The 25,768-nt window shown below is 69.6% G+C and carries 27 protein-coding genes; 7 read left to right on the plus strand and 20 right to left on the minus strand.

Annotated elements, in window-relative coordinates; genetic code table 11:
• Positions 1-67: 67 nt before the first annotated feature.
• The 3 genes from rpoD to rpsU form a co-directional block, all read right to left on the minus strand.
• A complete protein-coding gene (gene rpoD / locus ACQ1W9_RS15545) occupies positions 68-1,900 on the minus strand; it encodes an RNA polymerase sigma factor RpoD (RefSeq protein ID WP_431024189.1) in 1,833 nt (610 codons plus the stop codon).
• A 214-nt stretch (positions 1,901-2,114) separates the two neighbouring features.
• Positions 2,115-3,944 carry a DNA primase gene (gene dnaG / locus ACQ1W9_RS15550; protein ID WP_431024190.1) on the minus strand — a complete coding sequence of 610 codons (1,830 nt, stop codon included), beginning with the start codon at positions 3,942-3,944 and terminating at the stop codon, positions 2,115-2,117.
• Positions 3,945-4,070: 126 nt separating this feature from the next.
• A complete protein-coding gene (gene rpsU, locus ACQ1W9_RS15555) occupies positions 4,071-4,286 on the minus strand; it encodes a 30S ribosomal protein S21 (RefSeq protein WP_016416934.1) in 216 nt (71 codons plus the stop codon).
• A 262-nt stretch (positions 4,287-4,548) separates the two neighbouring features.
• Here rpsU and tsaD point away from each other — a divergent pair, with 262 nt between their 5' ends.
• Entirely contained in the window at positions 4,549-5,586 is a 1,038-nt protein-coding gene (gene tsaD / locus ACQ1W9_RS15560) for a tRNA (adenosine(37)-N6)-threonylcarbamoyltransferase complex transferase subunit TsaD (protein WP_431024191.1), read from the plus strand.
• A 495-nt stretch (positions 5,587-6,081) separates the two neighbouring features.
• Here tsaD and plsY read toward each other — a convergent pair whose 3' ends face one another.
• Positions 6,082-6,672, minus strand: a complete 591-nt coding sequence (gene plsY, locus ACQ1W9_RS15565) for a glycerol-3-phosphate 1-O-acyltransferase PlsY (protein WP_431024192.1) — start codon at positions 6,670-6,672, stop codon at positions 6,082-6,084.
• 98 nt (positions 6,673-6,770) lie between these two features.
• On the opposite strand from plsY, the gene folB reads away from it, so the two are divergent.
• Positions 6,771-7,127, plus strand: a complete 357-nt coding sequence (gene folB, locus ACQ1W9_RS15570; RefSeq protein WP_346063599.1) for a dihydroneopterin aldolase — start codon at positions 6,771-6,773, stop codon at positions 7,125-7,127.
• Positions 7,124-7,639, plus strand: coding sequence for a 2-amino-4-hydroxy-6-hydroxymethyldihydropteridine diphosphokinase (folK, locus tag ACQ1W9_RS15575; RefSeq protein WP_431024193.1), 516 nt, complete (start codon positions 7,124-7,126; stop codon positions 7,637-7,639). Before folB ends, folK begins: the two co-directional genes overlap by 4 nt.
• A gap of 46 nt (positions 7,640-7,685) precedes the next feature.
• Here the strand turns inward: folK and ACQ1W9_RS15580 are convergent, their stop codons facing one another.
• The 8 genes from ACQ1W9_RS15580 to ACQ1W9_RS15615 are packed head-to-tail and all read right to left on the minus strand — an operon-like array spanning position 7,686 to position 15,819.
• Positions 7,686-8,840, minus strand: a complete 1,155-nt coding sequence (locus tag ACQ1W9_RS15580; RefSeq protein WP_431024194.1) for a polynucleotide adenylyltransferase — start codon at positions 8,838-8,840, stop codon at positions 7,686-7,688.
• Complete coding sequence (gene glpE, locus ACQ1W9_RS15585; protein WP_431024195.1) at positions 8,837-9,172, minus strand: thiosulfate sulfurtransferase GlpE; 336 nt, start codon at positions 9,170-9,172, stop codon at positions 8,837-8,839. Before glpE ends, ACQ1W9_RS15580 begins: the two co-directional genes overlap by 4 nt.
• Positions 9,173-9,196: 24 nt before the next feature.
• Complete coding sequence (locus ACQ1W9_RS15590) at positions 9,197-10,006, minus strand: symmetrical bis(5'-nucleosyl)-tetraphosphatase (RefSeq protein WP_431024196.1); 810 nt, start codon at positions 10,004-10,006, stop codon at positions 9,197-9,199.
• 21 nt (positions 10,007-10,027) lie between these two features.
• Complete coding sequence (apaG, locus tag ACQ1W9_RS15595; protein ID WP_346063613.1) at positions 10,028-10,420, minus strand: Co2+/Mg2+ efflux protein ApaG; 393 nt, start codon at positions 10,418-10,420, stop codon at positions 10,028-10,030.
• Between the two features lie 5 nt (positions 10,421-10,425).
• Positions 10,426-11,229, minus strand: a complete 804-nt coding sequence (gene rsmA / locus ACQ1W9_RS15600; protein ID WP_431024197.1) for a 16S rRNA (adenine(1518)-N(6)/adenine(1519)-N(6))-dimethyltransferase RsmA — start codon at positions 11,227-11,229, stop codon at positions 10,426-10,428.
• Positions 11,230-11,271: 42 nt separating this feature from the next.
• Positions 11,272-12,312: a 4-hydroxythreonine-4-phosphate dehydrogenase PdxA gene (pdxA, locus tag ACQ1W9_RS15605; RefSeq protein ID WP_431024198.1), complete on the minus strand. Its 1,041-nt coding sequence runs from the start codon at positions 12,310-12,312 to the stop codon at positions 11,272-11,274.
• A gap of 7 nt (positions 12,313-12,319) precedes the next feature.
• Positions 12,320-13,321: a peptidylprolyl isomerase gene (locus ACQ1W9_RS15610; protein ID WP_431024199.1), complete on the minus strand. Its 1,002-nt coding sequence runs from the start codon at positions 13,319-13,321 to the stop codon at positions 12,320-12,322.
• A gap of 59 nt (positions 13,322-13,380) precedes the next feature.
• Positions 13,381-15,819 (minus strand): LPS-assembly protein LptD, encoded by a 2,439-nt coding sequence (locus tag ACQ1W9_RS15615; protein ID WP_431024200.1) that lies wholly within the window; start codon positions 15,817-15,819, stop codon positions 13,381-13,383.
• Between the two features lie 234 nt (positions 15,820-16,053).
• On the opposite strand from ACQ1W9_RS15615, the gene ACQ1W9_RS15620 reads away from it, so the two are divergent.
• From ACQ1W9_RS15620 to ACQ1W9_RS15630, 3 genes are all read left to right on the plus strand, one after another.
• Complete coding sequence (locus tag ACQ1W9_RS15620) at positions 16,054-17,076, plus strand: aminoglycoside phosphotransferase family protein (RefSeq protein WP_431024201.1); 1,023 nt, start codon at positions 16,054-16,056, stop codon at positions 17,074-17,076.
• Positions 17,077-17,113: 37 nt separating this feature from the next.
• On the plus strand, positions 17,114-17,785 hold the full coding sequence (murU, locus tag ACQ1W9_RS15625) for an N-acetylmuramate alpha-1-phosphate uridylyltransferase MurU (protein ID WP_431024202.1): 672 nt from the start codon (positions 17,114-17,116) through the stop codon (positions 17,783-17,785).
• Positions 17,786-18,038: 253 nt separating this feature from the next.
• On the plus strand, positions 18,039-18,458 hold the full coding sequence (locus tag ACQ1W9_RS15630) for an OsmC family protein (protein WP_346063610.1): 420 nt from the start codon (positions 18,039-18,041) through the stop codon (positions 18,456-18,458).
• 132 nt (positions 18,459-18,590) lie between these two features.
• Here ACQ1W9_RS15630 and coq7 read toward each other — a convergent pair whose 3' ends face one another.
• The 6 genes from coq7 to phaR form a co-directional block, all read right to left on the minus strand.
• The gene (gene coq7, locus ACQ1W9_RS15635; protein WP_431024203.1) at positions 18,591-19,229 is read right to left on the minus strand and encodes a 2-polyprenyl-3-methyl-6-methoxy-1,4-benzoquinone monooxygenase; all 639 of its coding nucleotides are present in this window, start codon (positions 19,227-19,229) and stop codon (positions 18,591-18,593) included.
• A gap of 228 nt (positions 19,230-19,457) precedes the next feature.
• Positions 19,458-19,799: a histidine triad nucleotide-binding protein gene (locus ACQ1W9_RS15640; RefSeq protein ID WP_431024204.1), complete on the minus strand. Its 342-nt coding sequence runs from the start codon at positions 19,797-19,799 to the stop codon at positions 19,458-19,460.
• A 24-nt stretch (positions 19,800-19,823) separates the two neighbouring features.
• Positions 19,824-20,696 (minus strand): phosphoribulokinase, encoded by an 873-nt coding sequence (locus tag ACQ1W9_RS15645; RefSeq protein WP_346062509.1) that lies wholly within the window; start codon positions 20,694-20,696, stop codon positions 19,824-19,826.
• Positions 20,697-20,698: 2 nt separating this feature from the next.
• Positions 20,699-21,139, minus strand: coding sequence for an acyl-CoA thioesterase (locus ACQ1W9_RS15650; RefSeq protein ID WP_346062510.1), 441 nt, complete (start codon positions 21,137-21,139; stop codon positions 20,699-20,701).
• A 43-nt stretch (positions 21,140-21,182) separates the two neighbouring features.
• On the minus strand, positions 21,183-22,478 hold the full coding sequence (purD, locus tag ACQ1W9_RS15655; protein ID WP_431024205.1) for a phosphoribosylamine--glycine ligase: 1,296 nt from the start codon (positions 22,476-22,478) through the stop codon (positions 21,183-21,185).
• 103 nt (positions 22,479-22,581) lie between these two features.
• The gene (phaR, locus tag ACQ1W9_RS15660; protein ID WP_346062512.1) at positions 22,582-23,049 is read right to left on the minus strand and encodes a polyhydroxyalkanoate synthesis repressor PhaR; all 468 of its coding nucleotides are present in this window, start codon (positions 23,047-23,049) and stop codon (positions 22,582-22,584) included.
• A 75-nt stretch (positions 23,050-23,124) separates the two neighbouring features.
• Between phaR and ACQ1W9_RS15665 the strand changes: the two genes are divergently transcribed.
• A complete protein-coding gene (locus ACQ1W9_RS15665; RefSeq protein ID WP_431024206.1) occupies positions 23,125-23,838 on the plus strand; it encodes a 16S rRNA (uracil(1498)-N(3))-methyltransferase in 714 nt (237 codons plus the stop codon).
• 1 nt (position 23,839) lies between these two features.
• Here ACQ1W9_RS15665 and ACQ1W9_RS15670 read toward each other — a convergent pair whose 3' ends face one another.
• Together ACQ1W9_RS15670 and ACQ1W9_RS15675 are read right to left on the minus strand one after the other, a co-directional pair.
• Positions 23,840-24,394, minus strand: coding sequence for an ATP-dependent zinc protease family protein (locus tag ACQ1W9_RS15670; protein WP_431024207.1), 555 nt, complete (start codon positions 24,392-24,394; stop codon positions 23,840-23,842).
• Between the two features lie 10 nt (positions 24,395-24,404).
• The gene (locus tag ACQ1W9_RS15675; RefSeq protein ID WP_431024208.1) at positions 24,405-25,658 is read right to left on the minus strand and encodes a lytic murein transglycosylase; all 1,254 of its coding nucleotides are present in this window, start codon (positions 25,656-25,658) and stop codon (positions 24,405-24,407) included.
• Positions 25,659-25,768: the final 110 nt, after the last annotated feature.

The raw sequence follows: 25,768 nt of genomic DNA on the forward strand, positions 1-25,768 counted from the left end.
AATGGGCACCAACGAAAACGCCCGCGGCCAAGGCCGCGGGCGTTTTCTGTTGGCGGGGTGAGCCGCCTTACTCGTCCAGGAAGGAGCGCAGCGGCTCGGAACGGGACGGGTGACGCAGCTTGCGCAGCGCCTTGGCCTCGATCTGACGGATCCGCTCGCGGGTCACGTCGAACTGCTTGCCGACCTCCTCGAGGGTGTGGTCGGTGTTCATGTCGATGCCGAAGCGCATGCGCAGCACCTTGGCCTCGCGGGCGGTGAGGCCGCCGAGGACGTTGCGGGTGGCCTCGATCAGCCCCTCGCCGGTGGCGGAATCGATGGGCAGCAGCATGGTGCCGTCCTCGATGAAGTCGCCCAGGTGGGAGTCGTCATCGTCGCCGATGGGCGTCTCCATGGAGATCGGCTCCTTGGCGATCTTCAGCACCTTGCGCACCTTGTCCTCGGGCATCTCGAGGCGCTCGCCGAGCTCTTCCGGGGTCGGCTCGCGGCCCATCTCCTGAAGCATCTGCCGGGAGACCCGGTTGAGCTTGTTGATGGTCTCGATCATATGCACCGGGATACGGATGGTGCGCGCCTGGTCGGCGATGGAGCGGGTGATCGCCTGGCGAATCCACCAGGTGGCGTAGGTGGAGAACTTGTAGCCGCGACGGTATTCGAACTTGTCCACCGCCTTCATCAGGCCGATATTGCCCTCCTGGATCAGGTCCAGGAACTGCAGGCCACGGTTGGTGTACTTCTTGGCGATGGAGATCACCAGACGCAGGTTGGCCTCGACCATCTCCTTCTTGGCGCGCCGGGCCTTGGCCTCGCCGATGGAGAGGCGGCGGTTGACCTCCTTGAGCTCGCCCACCGGCAGCTGGACCATGTCCTCCTCGAAGGCGATCTTGCGCTGGGCGCGCTGCACGTCGCCGCGGAAGGGTTCCAGGCGGTCAACGTACTTGGCATTGTCGGCGAGGAACTCGTCCATCCACCCGGCGCGGGACTCGTTGCCGGGGAAGGACTTGATGAACGCCTTGCGGGGCACCTTGCCGCGCTTGACGAACACCTGCATGATCGCCTTCTCCTGGGCCCGCACCTGCTCGACGCTGATGCGCACCTGGCCCACCAGGCGCTCGAAGTGCTTGGGTACCAGCTTGATCGGCGAGAACAGCACGGCCAGGCGGGCCTGCTCGGCCTTGGCCTCGGCGGAGCCGTGACCGTGCTTCTCGACGGTGGCCTTGACCAGGGCGTTCTGCTCGCGGATCTGCTCGAAGCGGGCACGCGCCTCCTCGGGATCCGGGCCACCGCCAGACTCTTCTTCCTCGGCGTCCTCGTCTTCGTCGTCGACGGACGCGGATTCCTCTACCTCGGGGACATCCGCCTCGGCCACGCCGGGGATGCCCTCATCGGGGTCGATAAAGCCGGAGAAGAGGTCGGAGAGGCGGCCCGGGGCCTCCTCGTCCTGGGTGGCATCATAGGCCTCGAGGATCGACTCCACGGCACCGGGCAGGTAGGCCAGGGCCGACATCACCTCGCGGGTACCCTCCTCGATGCGCTTGGCGATCTCGATCTCGCCCTCGCGGGTCAGCAGTTCCACGGTCCCCATCTCGCGCATATACATGCGCACCGGGTCGGTGGTGCGGCCCACGTCGCTTTCCACGGCAGCCAGCGCGGCCACGGCCTCTTCCGCCGCATGCTCATCGGTGGAGTGGTCGGACATCATCAGGGTGTCTTCATCCGGCGCGACTTCAACGACGCTGATGCCCATGTCGTTGATCATGCCGATGATGTCTTCCACTTGATCCGGGTCGGCGATATCCTCGGGGAGGTGATCGTTGACCTCGGCATAGGTCAGGTAACCCTGCTCCTTGCCGCGCGCGATCAGCTCCTTCAGACGCGACTGTTGCTGCGCATTTCCAGCCATAGATACCCTATCTCGACGAAGAAGAATGAAGCACCCGAACGCTCAGGCGTCGAAAATCCATAAAGCCAAACAGTATAGCGTCTGACCCCGCCAATCCGCCAGCGCTCCATTTGCGCCGTCGTTCAGGTGTGTTAGGTTGTACGGTTTCCCCGATGGAAATTCCCGGCTGCCCCCTAGATGGAGGTGACCGGCGACTTTTCAAGCCCCGCCCGCCTTATCGGCCTCGACTCAGCGTCAGCACCAGCTCATTGAGACGCTGCTTCTCTTCTCGACTGAGCCGTTCACCGTTTCGTTCCTTTGACAACAGGGCCTCGAATTCGCTCTGCGGCGAGCGCTGCTGGTACTGGCGACGAAAATGCGCCACCAGGCCCTCCAGCTCCTCGCCGCGCACCTCCCGGGGAATCGGCAGCTCGCGACGCACCAGTTCCGCCAGGCGCTGCCCCTCGGGGCGCCCATGGAAGTGGGCCAGCAGCACCTGGCCGCTGCGATAACCGCCGGCCCGCAGCAGGCGAATCACCTCGCCGCACAGGGCCGCATCCGGGTCATCCGCGGGCCACCAGCCGCCCTCTTCGGGCAACCGCGCCACCAGGGCCGGCTCATGCACCAGCAACTGCAGGGCACGCCCCAGCAGGGTCAGCGGCGCGCCCTTGCGCCGCGGCGTCGCCGCCGGTGGCTCGGGCTCGCCCCACTCCCCGGGGGGCGCATCGGGCATCGGCGGCGGGGCCTCGGCCGGGGCCGGCTCCGCCGCCTTCATCAGCGCCTGGAAGCGCCCTACCTCGACGCCGGTGCGCTTGGCCAGCTCGCCCAGCAGCAGCGACTTGAGCACCCCCTCGGGGAGCTTCTCCAGGGCCCTGAGCACCGTGGTGGCGAAACGCTCGCGATCCTCCACCCGGGCCAGGTCCCGGCCGCGCCCGGCTTCCTCGAAGAGGAACTCGGAGAGCGGGCTGGCGCAGGTGATGCGATCCTCGAAGGCCTCGGGGCCTTCGCGGCGCACCAGGGTATCCGGGTCCTCGCCCTCGGGGAGGAACAGGAAACGCGCCTGGCGGCCGTCGATCATCAGCGGCAGCACCGTCTCCAGGGCGCGGCTGGCGGCCTGGCGCCCGGCGCGGTCGCCGTCGAAGCAGAACACCACCTCCCCCACCAGGCGGAACAGCCGCTGCAGGTGCTCCTCGCTGGTGGAGGTGCCCAGGGTGGCGACCGCGTTGCGGATGCCGAACTGGGCCAGGGCCACCACGTCCATGTAGCCTTCGACGATCACCAGGCGCTCCAGTTGGCGATTGGCCTGGCGCGCCTCATAGAGGCCGTAGAGCTCGCGCCCCTTGTGGAACACCGGCGATTCCGGGGAGTTGAGGTACTTGGGCTTGGCGTCGCCCAGCACCCGCCCGCCGAAGGCGATGGTGCGGCCCTTGAAGTCGCGGATCGGGAAGATCACCCGGTCGCGGAAGCGGTCGTAGGTCCGCCCGCTGTCCTCGCGATGCACCAGCAGGCCATATTCGACCTGCACCGACTCGGGAATGCCCCGCTCGCTCAGGTGGCGCTTGAGGCCTTCCCAGGCGTCCGGGGCATAGCCGATGCCGAAGTCGCCCTGAACCTCCGGCGACAGGCCGCGCTGCTCCAGGTAACCGCGGGCCGCCCGGGCCTCCGGCATCTTCAGCCGCTCGCGGAAGAAGCTCGCCGCCAGCTCCAGCAGGTTGACGCCCTCCTGGCGCTTGCGCTCCCGGGCCTGGGCCCGAGGATCGTCGGCGCCCTCCCGGGGCACCTCCATGCCCAGCCGGCCGGCCAGCTGCTCCACCGCCTCGGGGAAGCGCAACTGGTCGTACTCCATCAGGAAACGCAGGGCGTTACCGTGGGCCCCGCAGCCGAAGCAGTGATAGAACTGCTTGTCCTGGCTGACGGTGAACGACGGTGACTTCTCCTGATGGAAGGGGCAGAGGCCGCTGTAGTTGCGCCCCGCCTTCTTCAGCTGGACGCGCTCCCCCACCACCTCGACCACGTCGACGCGGGCCAGGAGATCATCGATAAAGCGTTGGGGAATCTGTCCCATGGCTGAGTCGCCCGAGAGACCGGCAGGTCAAGTCGTCCAGCAAAAACAAACGGCCACCGAATGGCGGCCGCTTGGCATCCCTCCGGGACGATGTGCGCCAGGCGCCCTCATCGCCCCCAGTACGGATCAGTACAGCCGTTCGAAGCGCTTGCGCTCGCGCTGCAGCTTCTTGGCGTGACGCTTGACGGCGGCAGCCGCCTTGCGCTTGCGCTCGGCAGTCGGCTTCTCGTAGTGCTCGCGACGGCGAACTTCGGAGAGAACACCGGCTTTTTCGCAGGAACGCTTGAAGCGACGCAGTGCCACGTCGAACGGCTCGTTGTCACGTACTTTGACAGAAGGCATTAAGCACTCACCTACCTTAGGATCATGAGTTCGGATGATACGCACACCCTGAGGACTCGATTCCGTCGCAGACTCCGACTCGGTCGAGGATAACGACCGTGAGCAGACAAATGTGGGGAAGCGGGAATCCGGGTGCACGACCCAGTCTTACAGCGCACAGTATTCTAGACGTGGTGACCCGGCTTTGCAAATGACGCTGACGCGCCGCGGGCAAGTGCGTAGAATATCTCCCCTCCTTGGAGCCAGCGAGCCTTTGACCATCATGCGTGTACTGGGGATCGAGACGTCCTGCGACGAGACCGGCGTCGCCCTCTATGATACCGAGCACGGCCTGCTGGCCGATGCCCTCTTCAGCCAGGTGGCCATGCATGCCGACTACGGCGGCGTGGTGCCGGAGCTGGCGTCCCGGGACCATACCCGCAAGCTGCTGCCGCTGATCGACGAGGTGCTCGCCGAGGCAAACCTCACCCGGGGCGACCTGGAGGGCATCGCCTATACCGCCGGCCCCGGGCTCGCCGGCGCCCTGATGGTGGGCGCCGCCACCGCCCATGGCCTGGCCCTGGCGCTGGAACGGCCGGTGCTCGGCGTCCACCATATGGAGGGCCACCTGCTGGCGCCCATGCTGGAGGACGAGCCGCCGGCCTTCCCCTTCGTGGCGCTGCTGGTCTCCGGCGGCCATACCCAACTGGTGGAGGTGCAGGGCATCGGCCGCTACCAACTGCTGGGGGAGTCGGTGGACGACGCCGCCGGCGAGGCCTTCGACAAGGCCGCCAAGATGCTCGGCCTCGACTACCCGGGCGGCCCCCGGGTGGCCAAGCTGGCGGAACAGGGCGACCCCAAGCGGCTGCGTTTCCCGCGGCCCATGACCGACCGTCCGGGGCTCGATTTCAGCTTCTCCGGCCTCAAGACCCATACCCTGACCACCTTGCGCGCCTTCGAGGCGGAGGGCACCCTGGACGATCAGGCCCGCGCCGATATCGCCCGCGCCTTCGAGGAGGCGGTGGTGGACACCCTGGTGATCAAGTGCCGCCGCGCCCTGGACCAGACCGGCCTCAAGCGCCTGGTGGTGGCCGGCGGCGTCAGCGCCAATGTGCGCCTGCGCGAGCGCCTGGAGCGCGAGTGCGCCAAGCGCGACGCCCAGGCCTACTATCCCCGGGGACGCTTCTGCACCGATAACGGCGCCATGATTGCCTACGTAGGCGCCCAGCGCCTGCTCGCCGGCGAATGCGACGAACCCGGCGTCTTCGCCGCCCGCCCCCGCTGGCCGATGGATACCCTCACTCCCCCCGACCCCAGCTAAATACTGCGACCGGAGCCTGCCAAGGCCTGCCCTAGAGCACGGCCTTCGACCCAGGGGGCTCGCTCACCACCGGGACGAAACCCCGCCACTGCGCGAGCCTCGCGACGCGACGAATCGGACCGAGGTCCCTCTCGCCGATTCTCGATCGACATCCCTGTCGATCGCCGCTACTCGGCTCGCTGCGTGGCGGCGTCCCGGCGAAATCGCTCGCCCTCCTTGCCCGAAGCCCTTACCTCGGCGGCACCGGCTCGCCCCCTTCTTCCCACCGGGGCCATGACTGTGGCCGGGAAAGGTGACGAAGCGAGTATTACCGGGAACGCTGGCGCCGAGCGCAGCGGCGCGCGGCGTTCGCCAGGGATGGCGAGCGAGACGCACTCGTGAGGGATTATGTTGTGCGGCGACGCGCAGGCCGCGAGCGAGGCGCCAGGGTTTCGTTCCCGGGATCGCGAGTCCCTTCCCCGGCCGCACTCGCGCGGCCGGCCTCAAGCTTCCGGCTTAGAGATTCGGCTCGTCGCCGCTACGCAGCCGGCGCAGGTTCCAGAAGTGGCGGGCCAGCACCAGCAGGGCGAAGCCGGTGACCACCAGGGCGTAGTCCGGCGCCAGCCACAGGCTGAGCAGGGGCGCCAGCAGGGCGCTGCTCAGCGAGGCCACCGCCGCGGTGCGCACCCGCCAGGCCAGCAGGGCCCAGCACAGGGCGCACAGCAGGGCCACCGGGGGCACCAGCACCAGTAACACGCCGAAGGCGCTGGCCACCGCCTTGCCGCCGCGAAAGCGGTGCCATAGCGGGTAGCTATGCCCCAGCAGCACCGCCAGTCCCACCAGCCCCTGGGCCCAGGGCGCCAGCCCCAGGGCCATGCTGAGCCACAGCACCGGCATGCCCTTGCCGGCATCCAGGGCCAGGGTGGCCAGGGCCAGGGGCATGCCATGCAGGCGCAGCACATTGGAAAAGCCGGGGTTGCGGGAGCCGGCATAGCGGGGGTCCCCCACCCCGGCCAGGCGGCAGACGGTCAGCGAGCCCAGCCAGGAACCGCACAGGTAACCTAGCCCCATCAGGGCGGGCAGCAGGGCCAGTGACGTGGGCGACATGGACGGTTCCCGAAGCGAGGCGACACCATGATTCTGCCTGGCGAGTCGCGTACAATCGAGCCTTTGCCACACCACCACGACCAAGGCAGGGGTAGGGAATGGATCTCGTGCTGATCGAGGCACTCGCAGTGGACACCGTGATCGGCGTCTACGACTGGGAACGCAGTATCCAGCAGCGGCTGGTACTGGACCTGGCCCTGGCCACCGATATCCGCCCGGCGGCGGCCGACGACGACCTGAGCCAGACCCTGGACTATGCGGCCATCAGCGAGCGCATCGCCGCCTTCGCCGCGGAGCATGACTTCGCGCTGGTGGAGACCTTCGCCGAGCGCCTGGCCGCCACCCTGCGCCGGGAGTTCGGCATTCCCTGGCTGCGGCTGACGGTGCGCAAGCCCGGCGCCGTGCCCCAGGCGGCGGCGGTGGGCGTGACCATCGAGCGGGGCCAGCGGGCATGAGGGTCGCCGCCAGCATCGGCAGCAATATCGACCGCGATCACCATGTGCGCCGCTGCCTGGATGCCCTGGCCGAGGCCTTCGGCGAGCTGGAGATCTCGCGGGTCTTCGACAGCGAGCCGGTGGGCTTCGAGGATGGCCGCAACTTCTACAACCTGGTGGTGGCCTTCGACAGCGACGCCTCGGTGGGGGAGCTGCAGGCCTGGTGCAAGCGCCTGGAGTTCGCCCATGGGCGGCGCAAGGATAGCCCCAAGTTCAGCCCCCGCACCCTGGATATCGACCTGCTGACGGTGGGCGAGCTGACCGGAACGCATGACGGCGTGGCCCTGCCCCGGGACGAGATCCTGCACCACGCCTTCGTGCTCTGGCCCCTGGCGGAGCTGCTTCCCGAGGCGCGCCACCCGCGGGATGGCCGGCGTTACGACGAACTCTGGGCCGCCTTCGACAAGGGCGACCAGAGCCTGCGGCCGGTGGACTTCACCTGGCAGGGGCGGCGGATCTCCTGGCTGGATTAGGCTTTATCCGAAAACTGGCTGCGCTCGCCGACTTTTCGGGCAAAGCCTAGCCCGTCGACTCTCCCTCTTCGCCGGCCAGGGCCGCGGCGATCGCCTCATGGCGGCGCCGGGCCAGGGCCTCGCCCAGGGCCTTGCCCTTGAAGCCCTCCTCCATCAGCGCCCGGGGCACCACCTGACCGGCCAGGCGCCAGGCCAGCGACAGGTCGGTGGCCAGGCCGGCGTTCTCCAGGCTGACCAGCGACAGCAGCGGCGGCACCCGTTCCGGTCGGCGCCAGGCGTCGACCCCGTCCAGCCAGGCCTGGACGAGGTCCGCCGTCAGGGGCGCCGCCTCGGCGGCCTGCCATAGCATTCGGGTCAGCGCCACCTGGCGGGCCAGGGCCGCATAGGCCTTGGGCAGGCGCAGCCGCTCGCCGAGCCGTGCCCGCTCGCCGTCGTCCAGGTGCTCGACGAGCCGCGCCCAGCGCCACAGGCAGGGCTCGGCATCGTCCTCCGGCAGGCACGGCAGGCGGTCCAGGGCGGCGTCCAGGGCCGCCTCGTCGGCGCCCAGCTCCGGCCACCAGACCGCCAGGGCACCGCACTCGCGCAGGGCCTGGAAATAGGCCTCCGGATGGGGCTCGCCGAGGGCCTTCTCGGTCTCGATCCAGACCCGCTCCGCCACCAGATGGGCCAGCTCGCCATCCGCCACCAGTCGGGCCATCAGTGCCCGGGTCTCCTCGGCGATGGTAAAGCCCAGGCCGCAGTAACGGGCCAGGAAACGCGCCGTGCGCAGCACCCGCAGCGGGTCCTCGACGAAGGCCGGCGAGACATGGCGCAGGGTGTGCGCCTCCAGGTCCGCCAGGCCGCCATAAGGATCCACCAGGCGCCCGTCCGGCGACTCGGCCATGGCATTGATGGTCAGGTCGCGGCGCGCCAGGTCCTCCTCCAGGGTCACCGCGGAGCTGGCCTGCACCACGAAGCCGGTGTAGCCGTGGCCGGCCTTGCGCTCGGTGCGGGCCAGGGCGTACTCCTCATGGGTCTCGGGGTGCAGGAAGACCGGGAAGTCGCGCCCCACCGGCTTGAAGCCGCGCCGGCGCATCGCCTCGGGGGTCGCCCCCACCACCACCCAGTCGCGGTCGGTGACCGGCCAGCCCAGGCGGGCGTCGCGCACGGCGCCGCCCACGCAGTAGACCTCGAGGCCCGCGAGACAGGGATCGTCGCTCACCCCTGGTGCTCCACCCGCTCGGGATGCCGAGCGACCCAGTCGCCGAAGCCGCCGTCCAGGCTATAGACCCGGTCGTAGCCCTGGCCGCCCAGCCAGGCGGCGGCCTGCTGGCTGGAGTTGCCGTGGTAGCAGACCACCACCAGGGGACGCTCCCTGGGGGCCTCCTCCAGCAGCGCCGCCACGCTGGTGTTGTCCAGGTGGCGACTGCCGGGAATATGGCCCTGGGAGAAGCTCAGGGGGTCGCGGATATCCACCAGGGTCAGGGGGGCCTGGTCGGCCAGCCAGCCGGCCAGGGTGTCCACGTCGAGGTGCTCGAAGGGGGCTTGGGTCATAACGGCTCCGGAAATCGTGAAGGATTAGCGCTGGCGGCTGGGCACGCGATGGCGCTCGCCGCTCTGCAGGTCGAGGGCGGTGAGGTGGCCGCCCCAGACGCAGCCGGTATCGAGGGCCTGGGCGTCGACGCGGCTGCCGGGGGTGCGCCCCTCCAGGGCCGCCCAGTGGCCGAAGAGGATGCGCGGCGCATCCGGCCGTGGATACTGGAACCAGGGGGCGAAGCCCGGCGGCGCCGAGTCGAGGCCCTCCTTGGCGGAGAAATCGAGGCAGCCCTCGGCGTCGATAAAGCGCATGCGGGTCAGGGTGTTGACGATCAGCCGCAGCCGCTCGACTCCCTCCAGGTCGTCCCGCCAGCAGGCCGGGCGGTTGCCGTACATCTGACGCAGGAAGGCGCCGCTGGATTCGCCGCCCAGCGCCAGGGCCACCTCATCGGCCAGGGCCTCGGCCCGGGCCAGCGACCAGTGGGGCGGCAGGCCGGCATGGGTCATGACGTCCTCGCCGTCGCGCACCAGCAGCGGCTGGGCCTGGAGCCAGTCGAGCAGCGTCTCGCGATCCGGGGCATCGAGGATCGCCGCCAGGGTATCGCTGCGCTTGAGACCGGCGTCGCCCCGGGCCACCGCCAGCAGGTGCAGGTCATGGTTACCCAGCACCACCCGGGCGGCCTCGCCCAGGGCGGCCACCTCGCGCAGGCAGGCCAACGAGCCGGGGCCGCGATTGACCAGGTCGCCGGTCAGCCACAGCCGGTCGCGGCGCGGGTCGAAGGAGAGGCGTTCCAGCAGGGCGACGAACTCGGCGTGGCAGCCCTGGAGATCACCGATGGCATAGGTGGTCATGGTCGCTCCTGGCGTCGTCAGTCAGTGGACCTGGTTGGGACCGGCCAGGCGGAAGGGCGCGATGGGCACCTCGAAGTGGGTCTGGGTGGCGGTCTCGATGCAGGTATAGGCTCCCTCCATCACCCCCACGGGCCCATCCAGCACCGCCCGGCTGGTGTAGCGGAAGGTCTGGCCGGGGCCGATCAGCGGCTGCTTGCCGACCACCCCCTTGCCGCGCACCTCCTGCACCTTGCCGCTGCCCTGGGTGATCTTCCAGTGGCGGGCCAGCAGCTGCACGCTCTCCCGGGAGTGGTTATGCACGGTGACGGTGTAGCTGAACACATAGCGCTGCTCCGCCGGCGACGACTCCCCCGCCTGGAACTCGGGCTCCACATCGATACGAATGGTCTTGGCCAGTGAATCGCTCTCGCCCATGGGATTCAAGCGCCCTCCTCGGCCAGGGAATTGGCGATACGCACGAATTCCTCGACGCTCAGGGTCTGGGGACGCCGGCCGGGGTCGATGCCCAGGTCGCTCAACGCCTCGGCGGCGATGCGCCCCTTGAGGTTATTGCGCAATGTCTTGCGCCGCTGGCCGAAGGCCTCGCGCACCAGGTCGAAGAGCAGCGCCTCGTCCCGGGCGGGATGCGGCAGGCTGGCATGGGGCATCAGCCGCACGATGGCGGAGTCCACCTTGGGCCGTGGCACGAAGGCCTCCGGCGGCACCACGAACAGCGACTCGACCCGGCAGTAGTACTGGGCCATCACCGAGAGGCGGCCCCAGTCGGCCGTGTCGGGGGCCGCGGCCAGGCGCTCCACCACCTCCTTCTGCAACATGAAGTGCATATCGGCGATGGCATCGCCGGCCCCCAGCAGGTGCACGATCAGCGGCGTGGAGATGTTGTAGGGCAGGTTGCCCACCACCCGCAGCGCCGGGCCCTCGCCCCTCAGGGCGCGGAAGTCGAACTTGAGGGCGTCGCCCTCGTGGATCACGAAGTCGGGGTAGTTGAAGAACTGCACGCGCAGCCCGGGGATCAGGTCGCGATCCAGCTCGATCACCTCCAGGGCACCGGCGGCCTCCACCAGGGGCCCGGTGAGTGCCCCCTGGCCGGGCCCGATCTCCAGCAGGCGCTCCCCGGGACGCGGGCCGATGGCGCGGACGATCCGCGAAATGATGCCGGCATCGCGCAGGAAGTTCTGCCCGAAACGTTTCCGGGCCCGATGCATCGGGGGTCGAGATGACATGCGCTATAGGATCCTTTGCTGCAAGAAGAGTCGAGTCGGTTCTCAGGGCGTGCCGCGGGCCGCGGCCATCTGCGCCGCCAGGGCCAGGGCCACCCGCAGGCTGCCGGGGTCGGCCCGGCCGCTGCCGGCCAGGTCCAGGGCGGTGCCGTGATCCACCGAGGTGCGCACCAGCGGCAGGCCCAGGGTGATATTGGCGCCGCGGCCGAAGCCGGCGTACTTGAGCACCGCCAGCCCCTGATCATGATACATGGCCAGCACCGCATCGGCCCCCTCGAGATGCCGCGGCGTGAAGAGGGTATCCGCCGGCAGCGGCCCCACCAGGTCGAGGCCCTCGCCGCGCAGCGCCTCCAGGGTCGGGGTGATCACCTCGATCTCCTCGCGGCCCAGGTGGCCCTCCTCGCCGGCGTGGGGGTTGAGGCCACACACCAGGATACGCGGCGCGGCGAGGCCGAAGTCGCGGCGCAGGCCGGCCTCCAGGCGCCGCAGCACCCGGGTCAGCCCCACGGCAGTGATGGCGTCAGGCACCTGGCGCAGGGGCAGGTGGGTGGTGGCCAGGGCCACCCGCAGCGGACACTGGGCCTGGCCCAGCACCCGGCCATGCAGGGCGGCGTCGGTGGCCAGCATCATCACCACCTCGTCGACGCCGCAGGCGTCGCGCAGGTACTCGGTGTGGCCGGTAAACCCGGGATGGCCGCCCTCGATGATCGCCCCCTTGTGCAGGGGCGCGGTGACCATGGCCTGGGCGCGACCGTCCCGGCAAGCGGCGATGGCCAGGTCCAGGGAGGCCAGCACATAGTCGGCATTGGCGGGGTCGACCCGCCCCGGGGTCACCGGCGCCGCCAGGGGCACCGGCCAGACGGCCAGTTCGCCGACCACCCGGGGGCCCGGCGCCCGATCCATCGCCAGCTCGCGGATCCGCAGCTCGAGGCCCAGCAGGCGGGCCCGCTCGGCGAGCAGGGCCGGGTCGCCGATGGCCACCAGCCGCCCCGGCAGGGGCGCCGGGTCGGCGGCCAGCATCACCGCCAGGTCGGGGCCGATGCCGGCGGGCTCGCCGCAGGTCAGGGCCAGGACGGGCTCGCTCATGACCGCCTCAGAGGCGCACATCGACGAAGGCCTGGCCGCGGATCTCCTGCAGCCAGGTCTCGATCTCCTCGTTGACCTTGCGCTGGAAGAGCCGCTCCCGGGCCTGCTGGCGCTGGGCCTCGGCGGCCATGCCCTGGCCGCCCTGACGCTCCACCAGCTTGACCAGGTGGAAGCCGCTGGGGCTGCGCAGCGGCTCGCTGACCTCGCCCATGGAGAGGTCGGGCACCACGTCCACGAAGAGGCTGGGCAGTTCGCCGGCGGCGCGCCAGCCCAGGTCGCCCCCTTCCAGGGCCTGGCCACCGTCGGAGTGGGCGGCGGCCAGGGCGGCGAAATCGGCGCCACCGGCCAGCTCGTCGGCCAGGCGGCGCACCTCGCGCTGGGCGGCCTGCACCTGGTCGCTGCTCGGCGACTGGGGCAGGGCCACCAGGATATGGCCCAGGCGATAGCGCACGTCGCCGGCCTCGCCCTGCTGCTCGAGGAAGCGCTCCACCTCCCGCTCGCCGATGGTGATGCGGCTGGCCACCTCGCGCTGGACCAGCTCGCGCAGCAGCAGCTCGCGGCGGATATCCTCGCGCACCTGGGCCAGGCTCAGGCCATCCGCCTCCAGGGCATCGGCGAACTGCTCGAGGCTCATGTCGTTACTCTGGGCCACGCCGCGCACGGCGCGATTGAGCTCGGTCTCGTCGACGCTGAGGCTGGCCTCCTCGGCCCGCTGCAGCTGAATCTCCTCGACGATCATGCGCTCCAGCACCTGCTCGCGCAGCTCCGCATCGCCGGGGGCCTGAATGCCGCGCCCGGCCAGCTGGCCGCGCACCTGGGCCAGGCGCGCCTCCAGTTCGCTGGCCATGATGGCGTCCTGGTTGACCACCGCGACGATCCGATCCAGCGCCTGGCGCTCGAAGGGCTGCGCCCGGAAATCCCCCGAACTCTGAGACTGGCCCTGGGCCGCCAGGGGCAGGGCCAGCAGCGACAGCACCACGGCCAGGCTGGCGGAGAAACGACTGCGCATAACTACCTCGTTGATTGTCTTGATCATCGAAATTCACATCCTTGGAGCCCGCGTGATTATCACAGGACCGCCGGGCGGTACCCCGGAATCGCACGCTCGAAATAATCGCCGGCATCGCCGCCCACGCCACCGAGCCCCTTGAGCACGAAGCGCAGGAAGAAGCCCCGGTCGGTGAAGTCGTCGGCCAGGATCCCGGTGTCATTGTCATCCACCCACTCCCGCCATACCAACTGCACGCCGTAACAGCAGTCGCTCCACTGCACCCCGGCGAGCTGCTCCAGGAAGCGATCATTGGTGTTGTCGTAGAGCAGGCGCCCGATCAGGTCGAGCCGGGCGCTGGAGCGCCAGGCGAAGGAGAGATCGAACTCCTCGCGGTCGAAGTCGCGGAAGGCGTCATCGCTCACCTCCACCGAGGGGTCGAAGCCTTGGAGCTCCCAACGGTAGCCAAGGTTCACCACATGGCCGCGGGGATCGCGATACTGGACCCCGGCGGCGGCCCGCTCGCTGCGCTCCAGGTGATCGTCGTAGAGGACCTCGTAGTGGCTGGACCAGCGGGCGCCATGCCGCCAGTCGGCGCGGGCCACCAGGGGCGAACGCTCCCGGGTGGCGTTATAGAAGCGCTGGAAGGCCGCCTCCGGGGGCAGGGTGTCGGGGTCGCCATTCAGGTCGATATGGCGATCCTCGAAGTAGAGCGCCTGGCCCAGGTGCAGGCCGAGGCGTTCGCGACCGCTGGCGTCCTCCAGCAGGCGGCTGCTCAGCCCATAGGAGAGGCGATTGAGGTCGCCGACCCGATCGGCGCCGGAGAAACGGTAGGGCGACCACAGCTGCTGCCAGGAGAAGGCCCGCTCGCTGGCGTCGAAGTCGGGCAGCTCGCGCTGGTCCCGGGCCGGCACATAGGCGTAGTTGAGGCGCGGTTCCAGGGTCTGGCGATGGTCGGCCCCGCCCAACTGCAGGGGCCGCTCGAAGACCAGGCCGCCATCCACCGAGAACACCGGCAGGCTGCGGTCGGGCCGGCGATCGCGGTTGGTGATCCGCTCGCCATAGTCCAGGTCATAGGCGGTATGCAGCCACTCCAGGCGCGGCTCCAGGTGCCCCCAGCTGTCGTCGAAGCGCCAGCCCACCGCCGGCGAGAGATGCAGCCGGGTACCCACCGCGGCTTCACGCTCCAGAGACTGAGGAAGGCTCGTCTCGTCGATATCCCGCCAGAAATGGGTCAGGTTGGAGCGCCACTGCTGATAGAAGCCCCGCTGCTGCCAGCGGGCGCTGGCGGTGAGGCTGGGCAGGCGGTAGAAGGGCTTGTCGCGGTCCGCCAGGGGGTCATCGAGACGCTGGAAGCCCTGGGCACGGGCCTCCAGGCGCCATACCTGGCCCCGGTAATCGAGACGCGCCAGGCGCGGCATATTGGTGGTATTGCGCTCGCCGAAGTCGCCGCCGAAATCATCGAAGTAGCGGCCGTCGCTGGCGGCGCCGTAGCGCAGCTCATAGGCCAGGCGCTCGGAGAACCGCCCCTGGTGACGATAATCGACATACCAGCGGTCCTCGCCCTCGAAACGGCGCCCGGCGCTCCCTTCGGGGCCGTTGCCGCCATCGTCGCCGCTCAGGTAGGCGCCGTCGATCTGACCGGCATCGCTGGGGTAGAGGTAGCGGTACTGGCCGCCCAGCAACAGGCCCCGGTCGCTGATCCAGCGCGGCGTCAGGGTGGCATCCCGATTGGGGGCGATGTTCCAGTAGAAGGGCTGGGCATAGTCGAGGCCATCCCCGGAGACGCGCAGGGTCGGCCACAGGAAGCCGGTCTGGCGGCGGTCATCGATGGGGAAGCGTACCCAGGGCCAGTAGAAGACCGGTACCCGGCCCATCTCCAGGCGCGCATGGCGGGCGGTGCCGAAGCCGCTGGCCTGGTCCAGCACCAGGTCGCCGGTGACCAGGCGCCACAGTTCGCTGCCGGGCTCGCAACTGGTAAAACTCGCCGAGGCCAGGCGGAAACGCCCGTCGGGAAGGCGCTCGAGGCGCTGAGCCCCGCCGCGCAGGCGCTGGTCGTGGGCCACATAATGGGCCTGCTCGATGGTGGCGGCATCATCCGTCAGGGAGAGCTCGCCGGCGTCACCGCGCACCAGCAGGCCGGCATCGCGCAACGCCAATGGGCCGTCCGCCAGGGCCCGATCCCGCTCGGCGGTGACCCGCACCCGGGGCGATTCCAATTGGCTGGTACCGCGCCGCAGCACCACTTCACCGCCGAGGATCACCTCGCCATCCGCGCCATAGTCGGCCTGCTCCGACTCCCCCACCACCTCCTCGGGGGTGGCGCCGGCGGGCAGGCGGTAGTCGGGCATCAGGTAGCGGCCCCGACAGAGGGCGCCGGCGGGGCGTTGATCCCCCCAGGGGTGCCAGTCGAGCTGGCTCGCCGCCAGCGGCTCGGGCGGGGCCGCCTGGGCCAGGCCCCACAGGGAGGTGGCGCCGACCAGGCCGGCCAGGGCAGTCCGGGTGAATCGCTTGCCCATCGTCGTCGGTGTCCTTGGCGAATGAAAACGGTATTATACAGCGCGTATTTTGGCTCTGCTGCCCGGGAGCCACGCCCGGAGCGTGGAGAAGCCGCCAGGAGGCGGCTCGGAGGTCCGACACCGGCTCCGTCTCACGCAAGCAGCGCCCAGCATGCGGCGCCGTCCCCAAGGCGTCAACTTCGCCGCCACGATCTCGCCGTCCGAGGGACGAGCGCCCGCCAGCAAGGAGTCCCTATGCCCCCGGCCGCTTCCGCGCCGCGCCTCGAGTCGCTTCGACACTGGTTCGCCAGCCAGCATGACCTGGCCATCGCGGCCTGCGAGCTGAGCCTGGCCGCCGGCGACGCCAGCTTCCGCCGCTACTACCGGGCCAGCCTCCCCGACGGACAGACCCGCATCCTGATGGACGCCCCGCCGGCCCAGGAGGATAGCCACCCCTTCGTGGCCATCGCCCGGCAATGGGAGGCCGCCGGCCTGCCGGTGCCGCACCTCTACGCCGTCGACCTCGAGGCCGGTTTCCTGGAACTGGAAGACCTGGGCGATACCCCGCTATCGGCCCGCTTCGATGACGAGGCCTCCACCCTGGCCTGGCATCGGCGGGCCATCGAGCTGCTTCACCAACTTCAGGCGGCCGCCCCCACCCAGGGACTGCCGGCCTATGACGCGGCCCTGCTGGGCCGCGAGCTGGACCTCTTCCCAGACTGGTGCCTGGCCTGGCTGGCCCTCCCCACGCCGCCGAGCTGGCCGGCGCTGCGCGAGGCGCTGATCGCCTCGGCCCTGGCCCAGCCCCGGGTGGCGGTGCACCGGGACTTCGATGCCATGAACCTGATGGTCCGCGGCGAGGCCCTGACCCTGATCGATTTCCAGGACGCCGTGGCGGGCCCACTGAGCTATGACCTGATCTCGCTGCTGCGGGGCCGCTACCGGCGCTTCGACGCCGCGACCTTCGCCGCCCTGGTGGACGCCTTTCGCCGCCGCGCCCAGGCGGAGGGACGCCTGGATGCCGGGCTAGACGCCGCCACCTTCCACCACCAGGTGGCGGCCATGGCCGCCCAACGCGCCCTCAAGGTGCTGGGGATCTTCTGCCGCCTGACCCACCGCGACCACAAGACCGGCTACCTGGCGCGCCTGCCCCACTTCCTGGATCACCTGCGTGACAGCCTGGCCGGGCTGCCGGCGCATGGCGACTTCGCCGCCTGGCTGGAGGACGACTTCGCCCCGGCGCTGACCCGGGCCCTGGCACGGGAGGGAGTGGAATGATGGTGATGACCCTGGCCGCCTGGCGGGAGGACCTGGCATGAAGGCGATGATCCTGGCCGCCGGCCTCGGCACCCGCATGCGCCCCCTCACCGACCACTGCCCCAAGCCGCTGCTGCCGGTGGCCGGCAAGGCGCTGATCGTCCACCACCTGGAGCGCCTGGCGGCGGCCGGTATCGTCGAGGTGGTGATCAACGTCAGCTACCGGGCCGAACAGATCATCGCGGCGCTGGGTGACGGCTCGGCCCAGGGCGTGCGGATCGCCTGGAGCCGCGAGGACGAGCCCCTGGAGACCGGTGGCGGCATCCGCCAGGCCCTGCCGCTGCTGGGCGAGGCGCCCTTCCTGCTGGTCAACGGCGATATCTGGTGTGACCTGGACCCGCGGCGCCTACCCCCCCTGGGCGAGGACCTGGCCCATCTGGTGCTGGTGGATAACCCCGACCACCACCCGGGCGGTGACTTCCATCTGGATGCCCAAGGCCGGGTACGTGAGCACGGCGAGCCACGCCTGACCTTCGCCGGGCTGAGCCTGCTGGATCCGGCCCTGGTGGCCGACGAGGCCCCCGGCGCCTTTCCCCTGGCGCCGCTGCTGCGCCGGGCCATGGCCGAGGAACGGGTGGCAGGCAGCCACCACCGCGGCGACTGGGTCGACGTGGGCACCCCCGAGCGCTTGGCGGCCCTGGATCGCCGCCTTGGTGGCCTCCAAGGCTGAGCCCTACCCGGCCAGCTGCTATGCTGGCCCTTTTAAGGTTCATCGCACTTTGGCGTGAGTGCCACCGTGGGAGCGCGGATTCCGCGCGATTATCGCCCGGAGGGCGATCCTGGTTGCCACTAGGGGCGACTTCGTCGCCCAATCGTTCGGCATAGCCAAACTCCCACGAGAGCAAGCCGGAATCATCCATGTCGTGGCTTCACGCTAATCCGCAATGAACCCCTTTTAACGACTCCTTTGAGGAAACCTACCCATGCAAGCCTCAGTGAAGTGGACCGACGGTCGTCAATTCGTTGCCGAGAGCGGCAGCGGTCATAGCCTGGTGATCGACGGCCCCCCCGACCACGGCGGCCGCAATACCGGGCCCCGGCCCATGGAGATGCTGCTGATGGGCCTGGGCGCCTGCACCTCCTTCGATGTGCTGGAGATCCTCGAGAAGTCCCGGGCCGACGTGCACGACTGCGTGGCCAAGGTGGAGGCGGAGCGCGCCGACAGCGTGCCCAGCGTCTTTACCAGGATCCATGTGCACTTCACGGTGAGCGGCAAGAACCTCAAGGAGAAGCAGGTGCAGCGAGCGGTAGAACTCTCCGCCGACAAGTACTGCAGCGCCTCCATCATGCTCGGCAAGGGCGGCGTCGAGATCAGCCACTCCTATACCATCGTCGAAGACTAAGCGCCGAGCGCCGTATCAAGAAGAATCCCCGCCAGGTTCGCACCTGACGGGGATTCTTGGTTTTCCTCGCACCACGACTGCGACCGACTTGGCGCCCGGCGCTTGGCGCTTGGCGCTTGGCGCTTGGCGCTATCAGAGCTTATAGACGCTCTTGGTCATCACCTTGGACATCAGCCGCATGCCCAGCTTGACCGGGGCCGGGAAGCGGGCGCCGCCGGCCTCCAGGGCCCAGCGCTCGTGATGGGCCTCGTCCTCGCGCATCTGCGCCAGCACCGCCCGGGAGCGCCGGTCGCCGGCGGGCAGCGTCTCCAGGTGCTCGTCCAGGTGCTTGCCCACCTGCTCCTCGGTGGCGGCCACGAAGCCCAGGCTGATCCGGTCGCCCACGGCGCCGGCCACGGCGCCCAGGCCGAAGGAGGCGGCGTAGAAGAGCGGGTTGAGCAGGCTGGTGCGTCCGCCCAGCTCCTCCAGGCGCTCGTCGCACCAGGCCAGGTGGTCGATCTCCTCCTGGGCGGCCTGCTCCATCTGCTCGCGGGTATCCGGCAGCTTGGCGGTCAGCCCCTGGCCCTGGTAGAGGGCCTGGGCACACACCTCGCCGGTGTGGTTGATGCGCATCAGGCCGACGGCGTGCTCCCGCTCCCCGTCAGAGATCGCCTCGTCATGAACCCCCGCCGCCGGCGAGGGGCGTGAGGGCTGGGCGGCATGGGGCACCAGGGTGCGCAGCACGGTATCGAACTGATCGATCAGGCGATCGCTGGGGGTCAGATGACGCATGGGAATAAGCCTCGTGACAACTGGGCCCAGTTTACCCCAGTGCCCCGCGCCTCCCAACCCGGATCATGCCCTGCCCTCGTTATCGTGTGGCCAGGACAAGACGAGTCGAGCCGGGGCCAGGCCCCGGCTCGAGAGAAGATGCACCGATGCGTCGCACGCAGCAATAAGGCGCGACACGCAGAGGGCCCGATTTCCGGCAACCCCGAGCGTTGCGTCGCAAGGCGCCGGCTAGCCAGCCGGCCAAGTGAAGCGGCGACCGCCCATCAGGTGCATATGTATATGGTAGACCGTCTGGCCGCCCTTTTCATTGCAGTTCATCACCACCCGATAGCCCTCTTCGGCGAAGCCGGCCTGCTTGGCCAGCTTGGCGGCGGTGTACTGCAGCCGTCCCACCAGGGCCAGGTCCGCCTCCTCGAGATCATTGAGGGTGGCGATATGCCGCTTGGGGATGATCAGCATATGGGTGGGGGCCTGGGGGTTGATGTCATTGAAGGCCAGCATATGCTCGTCTTCATAGACGATATCGGCGGGGATCTCGCGGTTGATGATCTTGCAGAACAGGCAATCCATGCGGCCTCCTCGGGCTCGTTGTGATCAGCGGAAGCGCCGCTGGGCCAGCAGATGGCGCAGCAGGGGCGCGAGAATCAGCTCCATGGCCAGCGGCATCCGGGAGCCGGGCACCACCAGGGTGTGGGGGCGGCTCATAAAGGAATCCTGGATCATCGCCAGCAGGTAGGGGAAGTCCACCGTGGAGGGGTCGCGGAAGCGAATCACCACGAAGGACTCGGCATCGGTGGGGATATCCTGCACCTCGAAGGGGTTGGAGGTATCCACCGTGGGCACCCGCTGGAAGTTGATATGGGTGCGCGAGAACTGTGGCTGGATATAGCGCACATAGTCGTGCATGCGACCCAGGATGGTGTCGATCACCGCCTCCTGGGAGTAGCCCCGCAGCTTGGTGTCGCGGTCGATCTTCTGGATCCACTCCAGGTTCATGGTCGGCGCCACCCCCACCAGCAGGTCCACATGCCGGGCGATATCGTGCTCGGCGGTGACCAGGCCGCCGTGCAGCCCCTCGTAGAAGAGCAGGTCCGTGCCGCAGGGCAACGGCTGCCACTCGGTAAAGGTGCCCACCTGGTAGCCACTCTCGATCATGCGCTTGTCTTCGGCATGGATATAGTGCCGGTAGGTGCCGCTGCCCTGCTCGCCGTACTCCAGGAACAGCGCCTCCAGCTCGTCGAGCAGGTTGGCCTCCACGGCGAAGTGGGAGAGCTCGTCCTTGCGCTCCGGCTCCTCGCGGAAGATGCGCGCCAGCTCGGCCCGGGTATAGCGGTGGAAGGCGTCGCCATCGACCGTGGCGGCATGCACGTCCTCACGCACGAACATGCGCTCGAAGGTGCGGCGGACGGTGGTGGTACCGGCCCCGGAGGAGCCGGTCACGGCGATGATCGGATATTCGCGGGACATGCCTAGCCCCCCTCTCGACGCGCCAGGCGCTCACGCAGCGCCTCGGGCACCGCCGCCGGGCGCCCGCTGGCGGGATCCAGCAGCAGCAGGTTGAGCCGCGCCAGGGCGACCTGTACCCCGTCGGCGGGGCGCACCACCCGCTGGAAGGCCACCAGGGCCCTGCCATCGGGCACCGGCAGGGCGGTCTCCACGTCCAGGAGATCGGGCCAGCGGGCCTCGGCCTGGTACTGGATGGCCAGGTCGGCCACCACGCTGGGGTGGCCATGGATATCCCACTCCGCGACGCCCAGGGCCGCGAAGGCCTGGGTGCGTGCCTCGTGCAACAGCGACACCAGGGCGTCATGGCCCAGATGGCGGCCATAGTTCATGTCGGTGATGCGCACCGCCAGCGGGTGGCGGTGCGTCCAGGCCTCGGCCGGAAATTCCAGGCGAACACGTTCCATGCTGGCGGCTCCCTCGTGGTTATTGTTGGCGTGGAGCGGGGGATCAGCCCTGGGCCTGCTCCCGGGCAATGGCCCGATAGGCGATATCACGGCGGCAGAAGACGCCCTGCCAGCGAATCGCCTCGACGCCCCGATAGGCCAGCGCCTGGGCGGCGGAGACGCCGTCGCCGAGGGCGGTGACGCAGAGCACCCGGCCGCCGCTGGTGACCACGCGGCCCTGGTCGTCGTTGCGGGTGCCGGCGTGGAAGACCTTGCAGCCGGTGGCCTCGGCCTCGGCCAGGCCCTCGATGGCGTCGCCCTTGCGGTAGCTGCCGGGATAGCCCTCGGCGGCCAGCACCACGCCCACGGCGGCCCGCGGATCCCAGTCGCAGGCCTTGCCGGCCAGCTCGCCCCGGGCGCCGGCCAGGCACAGCTCGGCCAGGTCGGAGCGCAGGCGCAGCATGATCGGCTGGGTCTCCGGGTCGCCGAAGCGGCAGTTGTACTCGATCACCTTGGGGTTGCCCGCGGCGTCGATCATCAGGCCGGCATAGAGGAAGCCGGTGTAGGGATGGCCCTCGGCGGCCATGCCGGCCACGGTGGGGCGGATCACCCGCGCCATGATGCGCTCGAAGATGGCCTCGTCGACCACCGGCGCCGGGGAGTAGGCCCCCATGCCGCCGGTGTTGGGGCCGCTGTCGCCCTCGCCGACCCGCTTGTGGTCCTGGCTGGTGGCCATGGGCAGGATGGTCTCGCCATCCACCATGACGATAAAGCTGGCCTCCTCGCCCTCCAGGAACTCCTCGATCACCACCCGGGCGCCGGCGTCGCCGAAGGCATTGGCCTCGAGCATGTCGCGCACCGCCGCCTCGGCCTCCGCCTGGCTCATGGCGACGATCACGCCCTTGCCGGCGGCCAGGCCGTCGGCCTTGATGACGATGGGCGCGCCCTTCTCGGCCAGGTAGGCCAGGGCCGGCTCCACGGCGGTAAAGGTCTGGTAGTCGGCGGTGGGGATGGCGTGACGGGCCAGGAAGTCCTTGGTGAAGGACTTGGAGCCCTCCAGCTGGGCGGCGCCGGCGGTGGGCCCGAAGATGGCCAGGCCGGCGTCACGGAAGCGGTCCACCACGCCGTCCACCAGCGGCGCCTCGGGGCCGACGATGGTCAGGTCGACGGCCTCGCGGCGGGCGAAGGCCTCCAGCTCGTCCAGGGCATCGGCGGCGATGGCCACATTGGTGAGCTTGGCCTCGCCGGCGGTACCGGCGTTACCCGGGGCGACGAAGACCTCGCCGACCCGGGACGATTGGGCGACCTTCCAGGCCAGGGCATGCTCGCGGCCGCCGCCGCCGATGATCAGAACCTTCATGGGAGTACCTTGCTATCGGGGAAATCGCTGCTTGGGGCCCGGCATTATGCCAGAAAGGCGCCCGGTCGTCGGCGGGTGATTCCCGCCGTGCTTGCCTGGCGGATTATTCCTTGTCGCCATCCTTGTCCTTGTCGCCGGGGGCGCGGCCCGCGCCACCGAAGGTCTGCTGCCAGAAGCGCATGTTCTCCTCGGCCAGCTCGCGCATCAGCTCCATGGGCGAGTGGCGCATGGCCTGCTGCCACTGATCCTGCATCTGCTTCTGCTGCTCCAGCATCAACCGGGTGCCCTGCTCCAGGTAGCGGGCCAGGGGCAGTGGCTGAGCCATGTCGTAGACCCGGATCAACTGGGCCAGCAGGTCATTGGAGAAGACCTCGGCGTCACCGTCGGCCTGCTCCTGCTCGATGATGATGGTCAGCAGGATGGTGCGGGTCAGGTCCTCACCGCTCTTGGCGTCCTCGACCCGGAAGGGCACGTCCTCGATCACCAGTCGGCGCAGATCCTCGAGGGTCACATAGCGACTCTGTTCGGTATCATAGAGGCGACGGTTGGCATACTTGCGAATCACGCGCACGGCACGGCTCCTAATGGTCGGCTTTGCAGGTATTGTGCACCGCGCCACCCCAGGACGCCAATTGATGGGCCCCATATGAACCTGATTCTCCTCGCCCCGGAAGACCTTCACGACCGTCACCTGGCCCGGGTCCGCGACCCGCGACGCCTGCGCCACCTCCGGGAGGTGCACCGCGCCAGCCCCGGCGACGAGCTGACCCTGGGCGTGCTGGAGGGCGGCATCGGCCGCGGCCGATTGCTGAGCCTGGATGACGAGGAGGCTCGCTTCGAGGTCGACGCCCTCGACCAGGCACCGCCCCCGGCCCTGGATATCGAACTGGTGCTGGCCCTGCCGCGCCCACGCATGCTGGCCCGCAGCCTGGAGCATGTCACCGCCCTGGGCGTGAAGCGGCTGACCCTGCTGCATAGCCGGCGGGTGGAGAAGAGCTACTGGCAGTCGCCGGAGCTGCGCCCGGAGAAGATTCATGACCACCTGATCCTGGGCCTGGAACAGGCCCGGGATACCCGGCTGCCGGAGGTCGAGCTGGTGACGCGATTCAAGCCCTTCGTGGAGGACGTGCTGCCGGGACGCCTCGCGGCCCGCCGCGGCCTGGTGGCCCACCCCGGCATGGCGCAGGCCTGCCCGCGGGGCCTCGCGGAGCCGGCCCTGCTGGTGGTGGGCCCGGAGGGCGGGTTGATTCCCTACGAGGTGGAGCAGCTGCAGGCCGCCGGCTGCGAGGGCATCCACCTGGGCGAGCGCATCCTGCGGGTCGAGACCGCGGTGGTGGCGCTGCTGGCCCGGCTGGGCTGACTCAGCCGTCGCCGAAACGCTCATCCTCGCCGGGGTCATGGGGCACCCGCGGCGAATCCGCATCGCACTCGGGGTCGGTGAGGAAGGTCTCGGTGACGTCGAGCAGCCCCAGGTGGCCGATGGTGCGCCGTCCCAGCAGCAGCGGGTAGAGCATATCGCCCCGGTCACGCAGGCTGAACTGCTCCTCGTAGATGGTGCCGCCGAGGCAGATGTCCAGCAGCACCACCGGCCGCGAGTCCTCGCCGCCGGCGCCGCGCAGGCGTACCCGGCGGTAGCGGGGCAGCTCCAGATACTCGCTGACCATTTCACCGCTGGCCTCGTCTTCCAGGTCGAGGCGAAAGCGCACCCAGCGCTCGCCGTCCCGGGTGAAGGTTTCGATCTCCCGGGCATCCAGGGAGGAGGTCAGGGCGCCGCTGTCCAGCTTGGCCTTGACCTCGATGTCCCAGGGTTCCAGGGTCGCCTTCTCCACCCAGCCGAAGACGGGCCGCTCATCGGCGGCCAGCGGCGCCGCCAGCAGCAGCGCCACGACTCCCCACCAGCGATTCATCCAAGCCATAGCAACCTCCCTAGCGCAGGGCGTCCAGCAGCCGCAGGGTGGCGAAACCATCCGCCGCCTCGCCGATGCTGCGCTGGAAGGCGCGCAACCCGCGCCGGGTGTTGGGACCGAGGATGCCGTCGGGGGTCCCGGTCGCGAAGCCGTGGGCATTGAGGCGCTCCTGGAGCTCGTGCACCTGACCGCGGGACAGCGGCTGCTCGCCCCGGGGCCAGCCGGCCATCACCCCATCGCGGCCGGCGATGCGCTCGGCCAGGGTGCCCACCGCCAGGGCGTAGCTGGTGGCGTTGTTGTAGCGCAGGATGGCGCGATAGTTGGGGCCCACCAGGAAGGCCGGGCCATTGGCGCCGGCGGGCACCAGCACCGAGGCGGTGTCGAAGTCGGGCAGCGGTGTGCCGCTCAGCGAGCGCACGCCCCGCTCGGCCCATTCCCGGGCGCTCAAGCGGGTGGAGAGCTCCGCCTGGGCATAGTCGAAATCCGCCGGGAGGCGCACCTCCACGCCCCAGGGCTCGCCCCGGCGCCAGCCCGCCTCGGCCAGGTAGTTGGCGGTGGAGGCCAGCACATCGGGGACGCTGCCCCAGATATCCCGGCGTCCATCGCCGTCACCGTCCACCGCATAGGCCTCGAAGCTGGAGGGAATAAACTGGGTATGCCCCATGGCACCGGCCCAGGAGCCGATCATTCGCTGCGGGGCGATATCGCCGGCCTCGATGATCCGCAGCGCCGCCAGCAGCTCGCCCCGGGCGAAGTCGCGGCGGCGGCCATCATAGGCCAGGGTGGCCAGGGCCTCCAGGGTGGAGAAGTCGCCGAAGTTGCCACCGTAGTTGCTCTCGATGCCCCAGATGGCCACCAGGATCTCGGCGGGCACCCCATAGCGCCGGGCCGCGGCCTCGGCGGCGTCGCGGTGATCGGCCAGCTTGGCGCGTCCCTGATTGACCCGCTGGGCGGAGACGGCGCTGTCCAGGTATTCCCAGAGGGGGCGCACGAACTCCGGCTGGTGACGATCCAGCTCGATCACCCGGGGGCGATAACGCAGCCCATCCAGGGCCCGGGCCAGGGTCGCCTCGCCGATCCCCTCGGCGCGGGCCTGGCGACGGAACTGGGCCAGCCAGGTGGAGAAATCGGCGGGCTGCACGACCTCGACGGCGGCCTCGCTGGAGGTGGCCGCGACGCTGGCCTCTTGGCCCGCATCGGCCTGGGCCGGGGGCGGCGTACTCTGGCAGCCGGCCAGGGCGAGAAGAAGGGGGAGCATCAGGGGCCTGGGCATCTCGAATTCCTGCTTTCCTTGGCAATGAGCCCCCGATGATCGCGCAGAAGCGAGCCGACGACCAGCCCGGACGATCCTCCCTGCGGGGCCGACGCACCCCACCGGCCTCG

It is taken from the genome of Halomonas sp. H5, assembly GCF_050613175.1.
Classification (GTDB): domain Bacteria; phylum Pseudomonadota; class Gammaproteobacteria; order Pseudomonadales; family Halomonadaceae; genus Bisbaumannia; species Bisbaumannia salifodinae.

Coding starts and splice junctions, on each gene's coding strand:
- rpoD (WP_431024189.1), bottom strand. CDS start 1,900: ATGGCTGGAAATGCGCAGCAACAGTCGCGTCTGAAGGAGCTGATCGCG.
- dnaG (WP_431024190.1), bottom strand. CDS start 3,944: ATGGGACAGATTCCCCAACGCTTTATCGATGATCTCCTGGCCCGCGTC.
- rpsU (WP_016416934.1), bottom strand. CDS start 4,286: ATGCCTTCTGTCAAAGTACGTGACAACGAGCCGTTCGACGTGGCACTG.
- tsaD (WP_431024191.1), top strand. CDS start 4,549: ATGCGTGTACTGGGGATCGAGACGTCCTGCGACGAGACCGGCGTCGCC.
- plsY (WP_431024192.1), bottom strand. CDS start 6,672: ATGTCGCCCACGTCACTGGCCCTGCTGCCCGCCCTGATGGGGCTAGGT.
- folB (WP_346063599.1), top strand. CDS start 6,771: ATGGATCTCGTGCTGATCGAGGCACTCGCAGTGGACACCGTGATCGGC.
- folK (WP_431024193.1), top strand. CDS start 7,124: ATGAGGGTCGCCGCCAGCATCGGCAGCAATATCGACCGCGATCACCAT.
- glpE (WP_431024195.1), bottom strand. CDS start 9,172: ATGACCCAAGCCCCCTTCGAGCACCTCGACGTGGACACCCTGGCCGGC.
- ACQ1W9_RS15590 (WP_431024196.1), bottom strand. CDS start 10,006: ATGACCACCTATGCCATCGGTGATCTCCAGGGCTGCCACGCCGAGTTC.
- apaG (WP_346063613.1), bottom strand. CDS start 10,420: ATGGGCGAGAGCGATTCACTGGCCAAGACCATTCGTATCGATGTGGAG.
- rsmA (WP_431024197.1), bottom strand. CDS start 11,229: ATGTCATCTCGACCCCCGATGCATCGGGCCCGGAAACGTTTCGGGCAG.
- pdxA (WP_431024198.1), bottom strand. CDS start 12,312: ATGAGCGAGCCCGTCCTGGCCCTGACCTGCGGCGAGCCCGCCGGCATC.
- ACQ1W9_RS15610 (WP_431024199.1), bottom strand. CDS start 13,321: ATGCGCAGTCGTTTCTCCGCCAGCCTGGCCGTGGTGCTGTCGCTGCTG.
- ACQ1W9_RS15615 (WP_431024200.1), bottom strand. CDS start 15,819: ATGGGCAAGCGATTCACCCGGACTGCCCTGGCCGGCCTGGTCGGCGCC.
- ACQ1W9_RS15620 (WP_431024201.1), top strand. CDS start 16,054: ATGCCCCCGGCCGCTTCCGCGCCGCGCCTCGAGTCGCTTCGACACTGG.
- murU (WP_431024202.1), top strand. CDS start 17,114: ATGAAGGCGATGATCCTGGCCGCCGGCCTCGGCACCCGCATGCGCCCC.
- ACQ1W9_RS15630 (WP_346063610.1), top strand. CDS start 18,039: ATGCAAGCCTCAGTGAAGTGGACCGACGGTCGTCAATTCGTTGCCGAG.
- coq7 (WP_431024203.1), bottom strand. CDS start 19,229: ATGCGTCATCTGACCCCCAGCGATCGCCTGATCGATCAGTTCGATACC.
- ACQ1W9_RS15640 (WP_431024204.1), bottom strand. CDS start 19,799: ATGGATTGCCTGTTCTGCAAGATCATCAACCGCGAGATCCCCGCCGAT.
- ACQ1W9_RS15645 (WP_346062509.1), bottom strand. CDS start 20,696: ATGTCCCGCGAATATCCGATCATCGCCGTGACCGGCTCCTCCGGGGCC.
- ACQ1W9_RS15650 (WP_346062510.1), bottom strand. CDS start 21,139: ATGGAACGTGTTCGCCTGGAATTTCCGGCCGAGGCCTGGACGCACCGC.
- purD (WP_431024205.1), bottom strand. CDS start 22,478: ATGAAGGTTCTGATCATCGGCGGCGGCGGCCGCGAGCATGCCCTGGCC.
- ACQ1W9_RS15665 (WP_431024206.1), top strand. CDS start 23,125: ATGAACCTGATTCTCCTCGCCCCGGAAGACCTTCACGACCGTCACCTG.
- ACQ1W9_RS15670 (WP_431024207.1), bottom strand. CDS start 24,394: ATGGCTTGGATGAATCGCTGGTGGGGAGTCGTGGCGCTGCTGCTGGCG.
- ACQ1W9_RS15675 (WP_431024208.1), bottom strand. CDS start 25,658: ATGCCCAGGCCCCTGATGCTCCCCCTTCTTCTCGCCCTGGCCGGCTGC.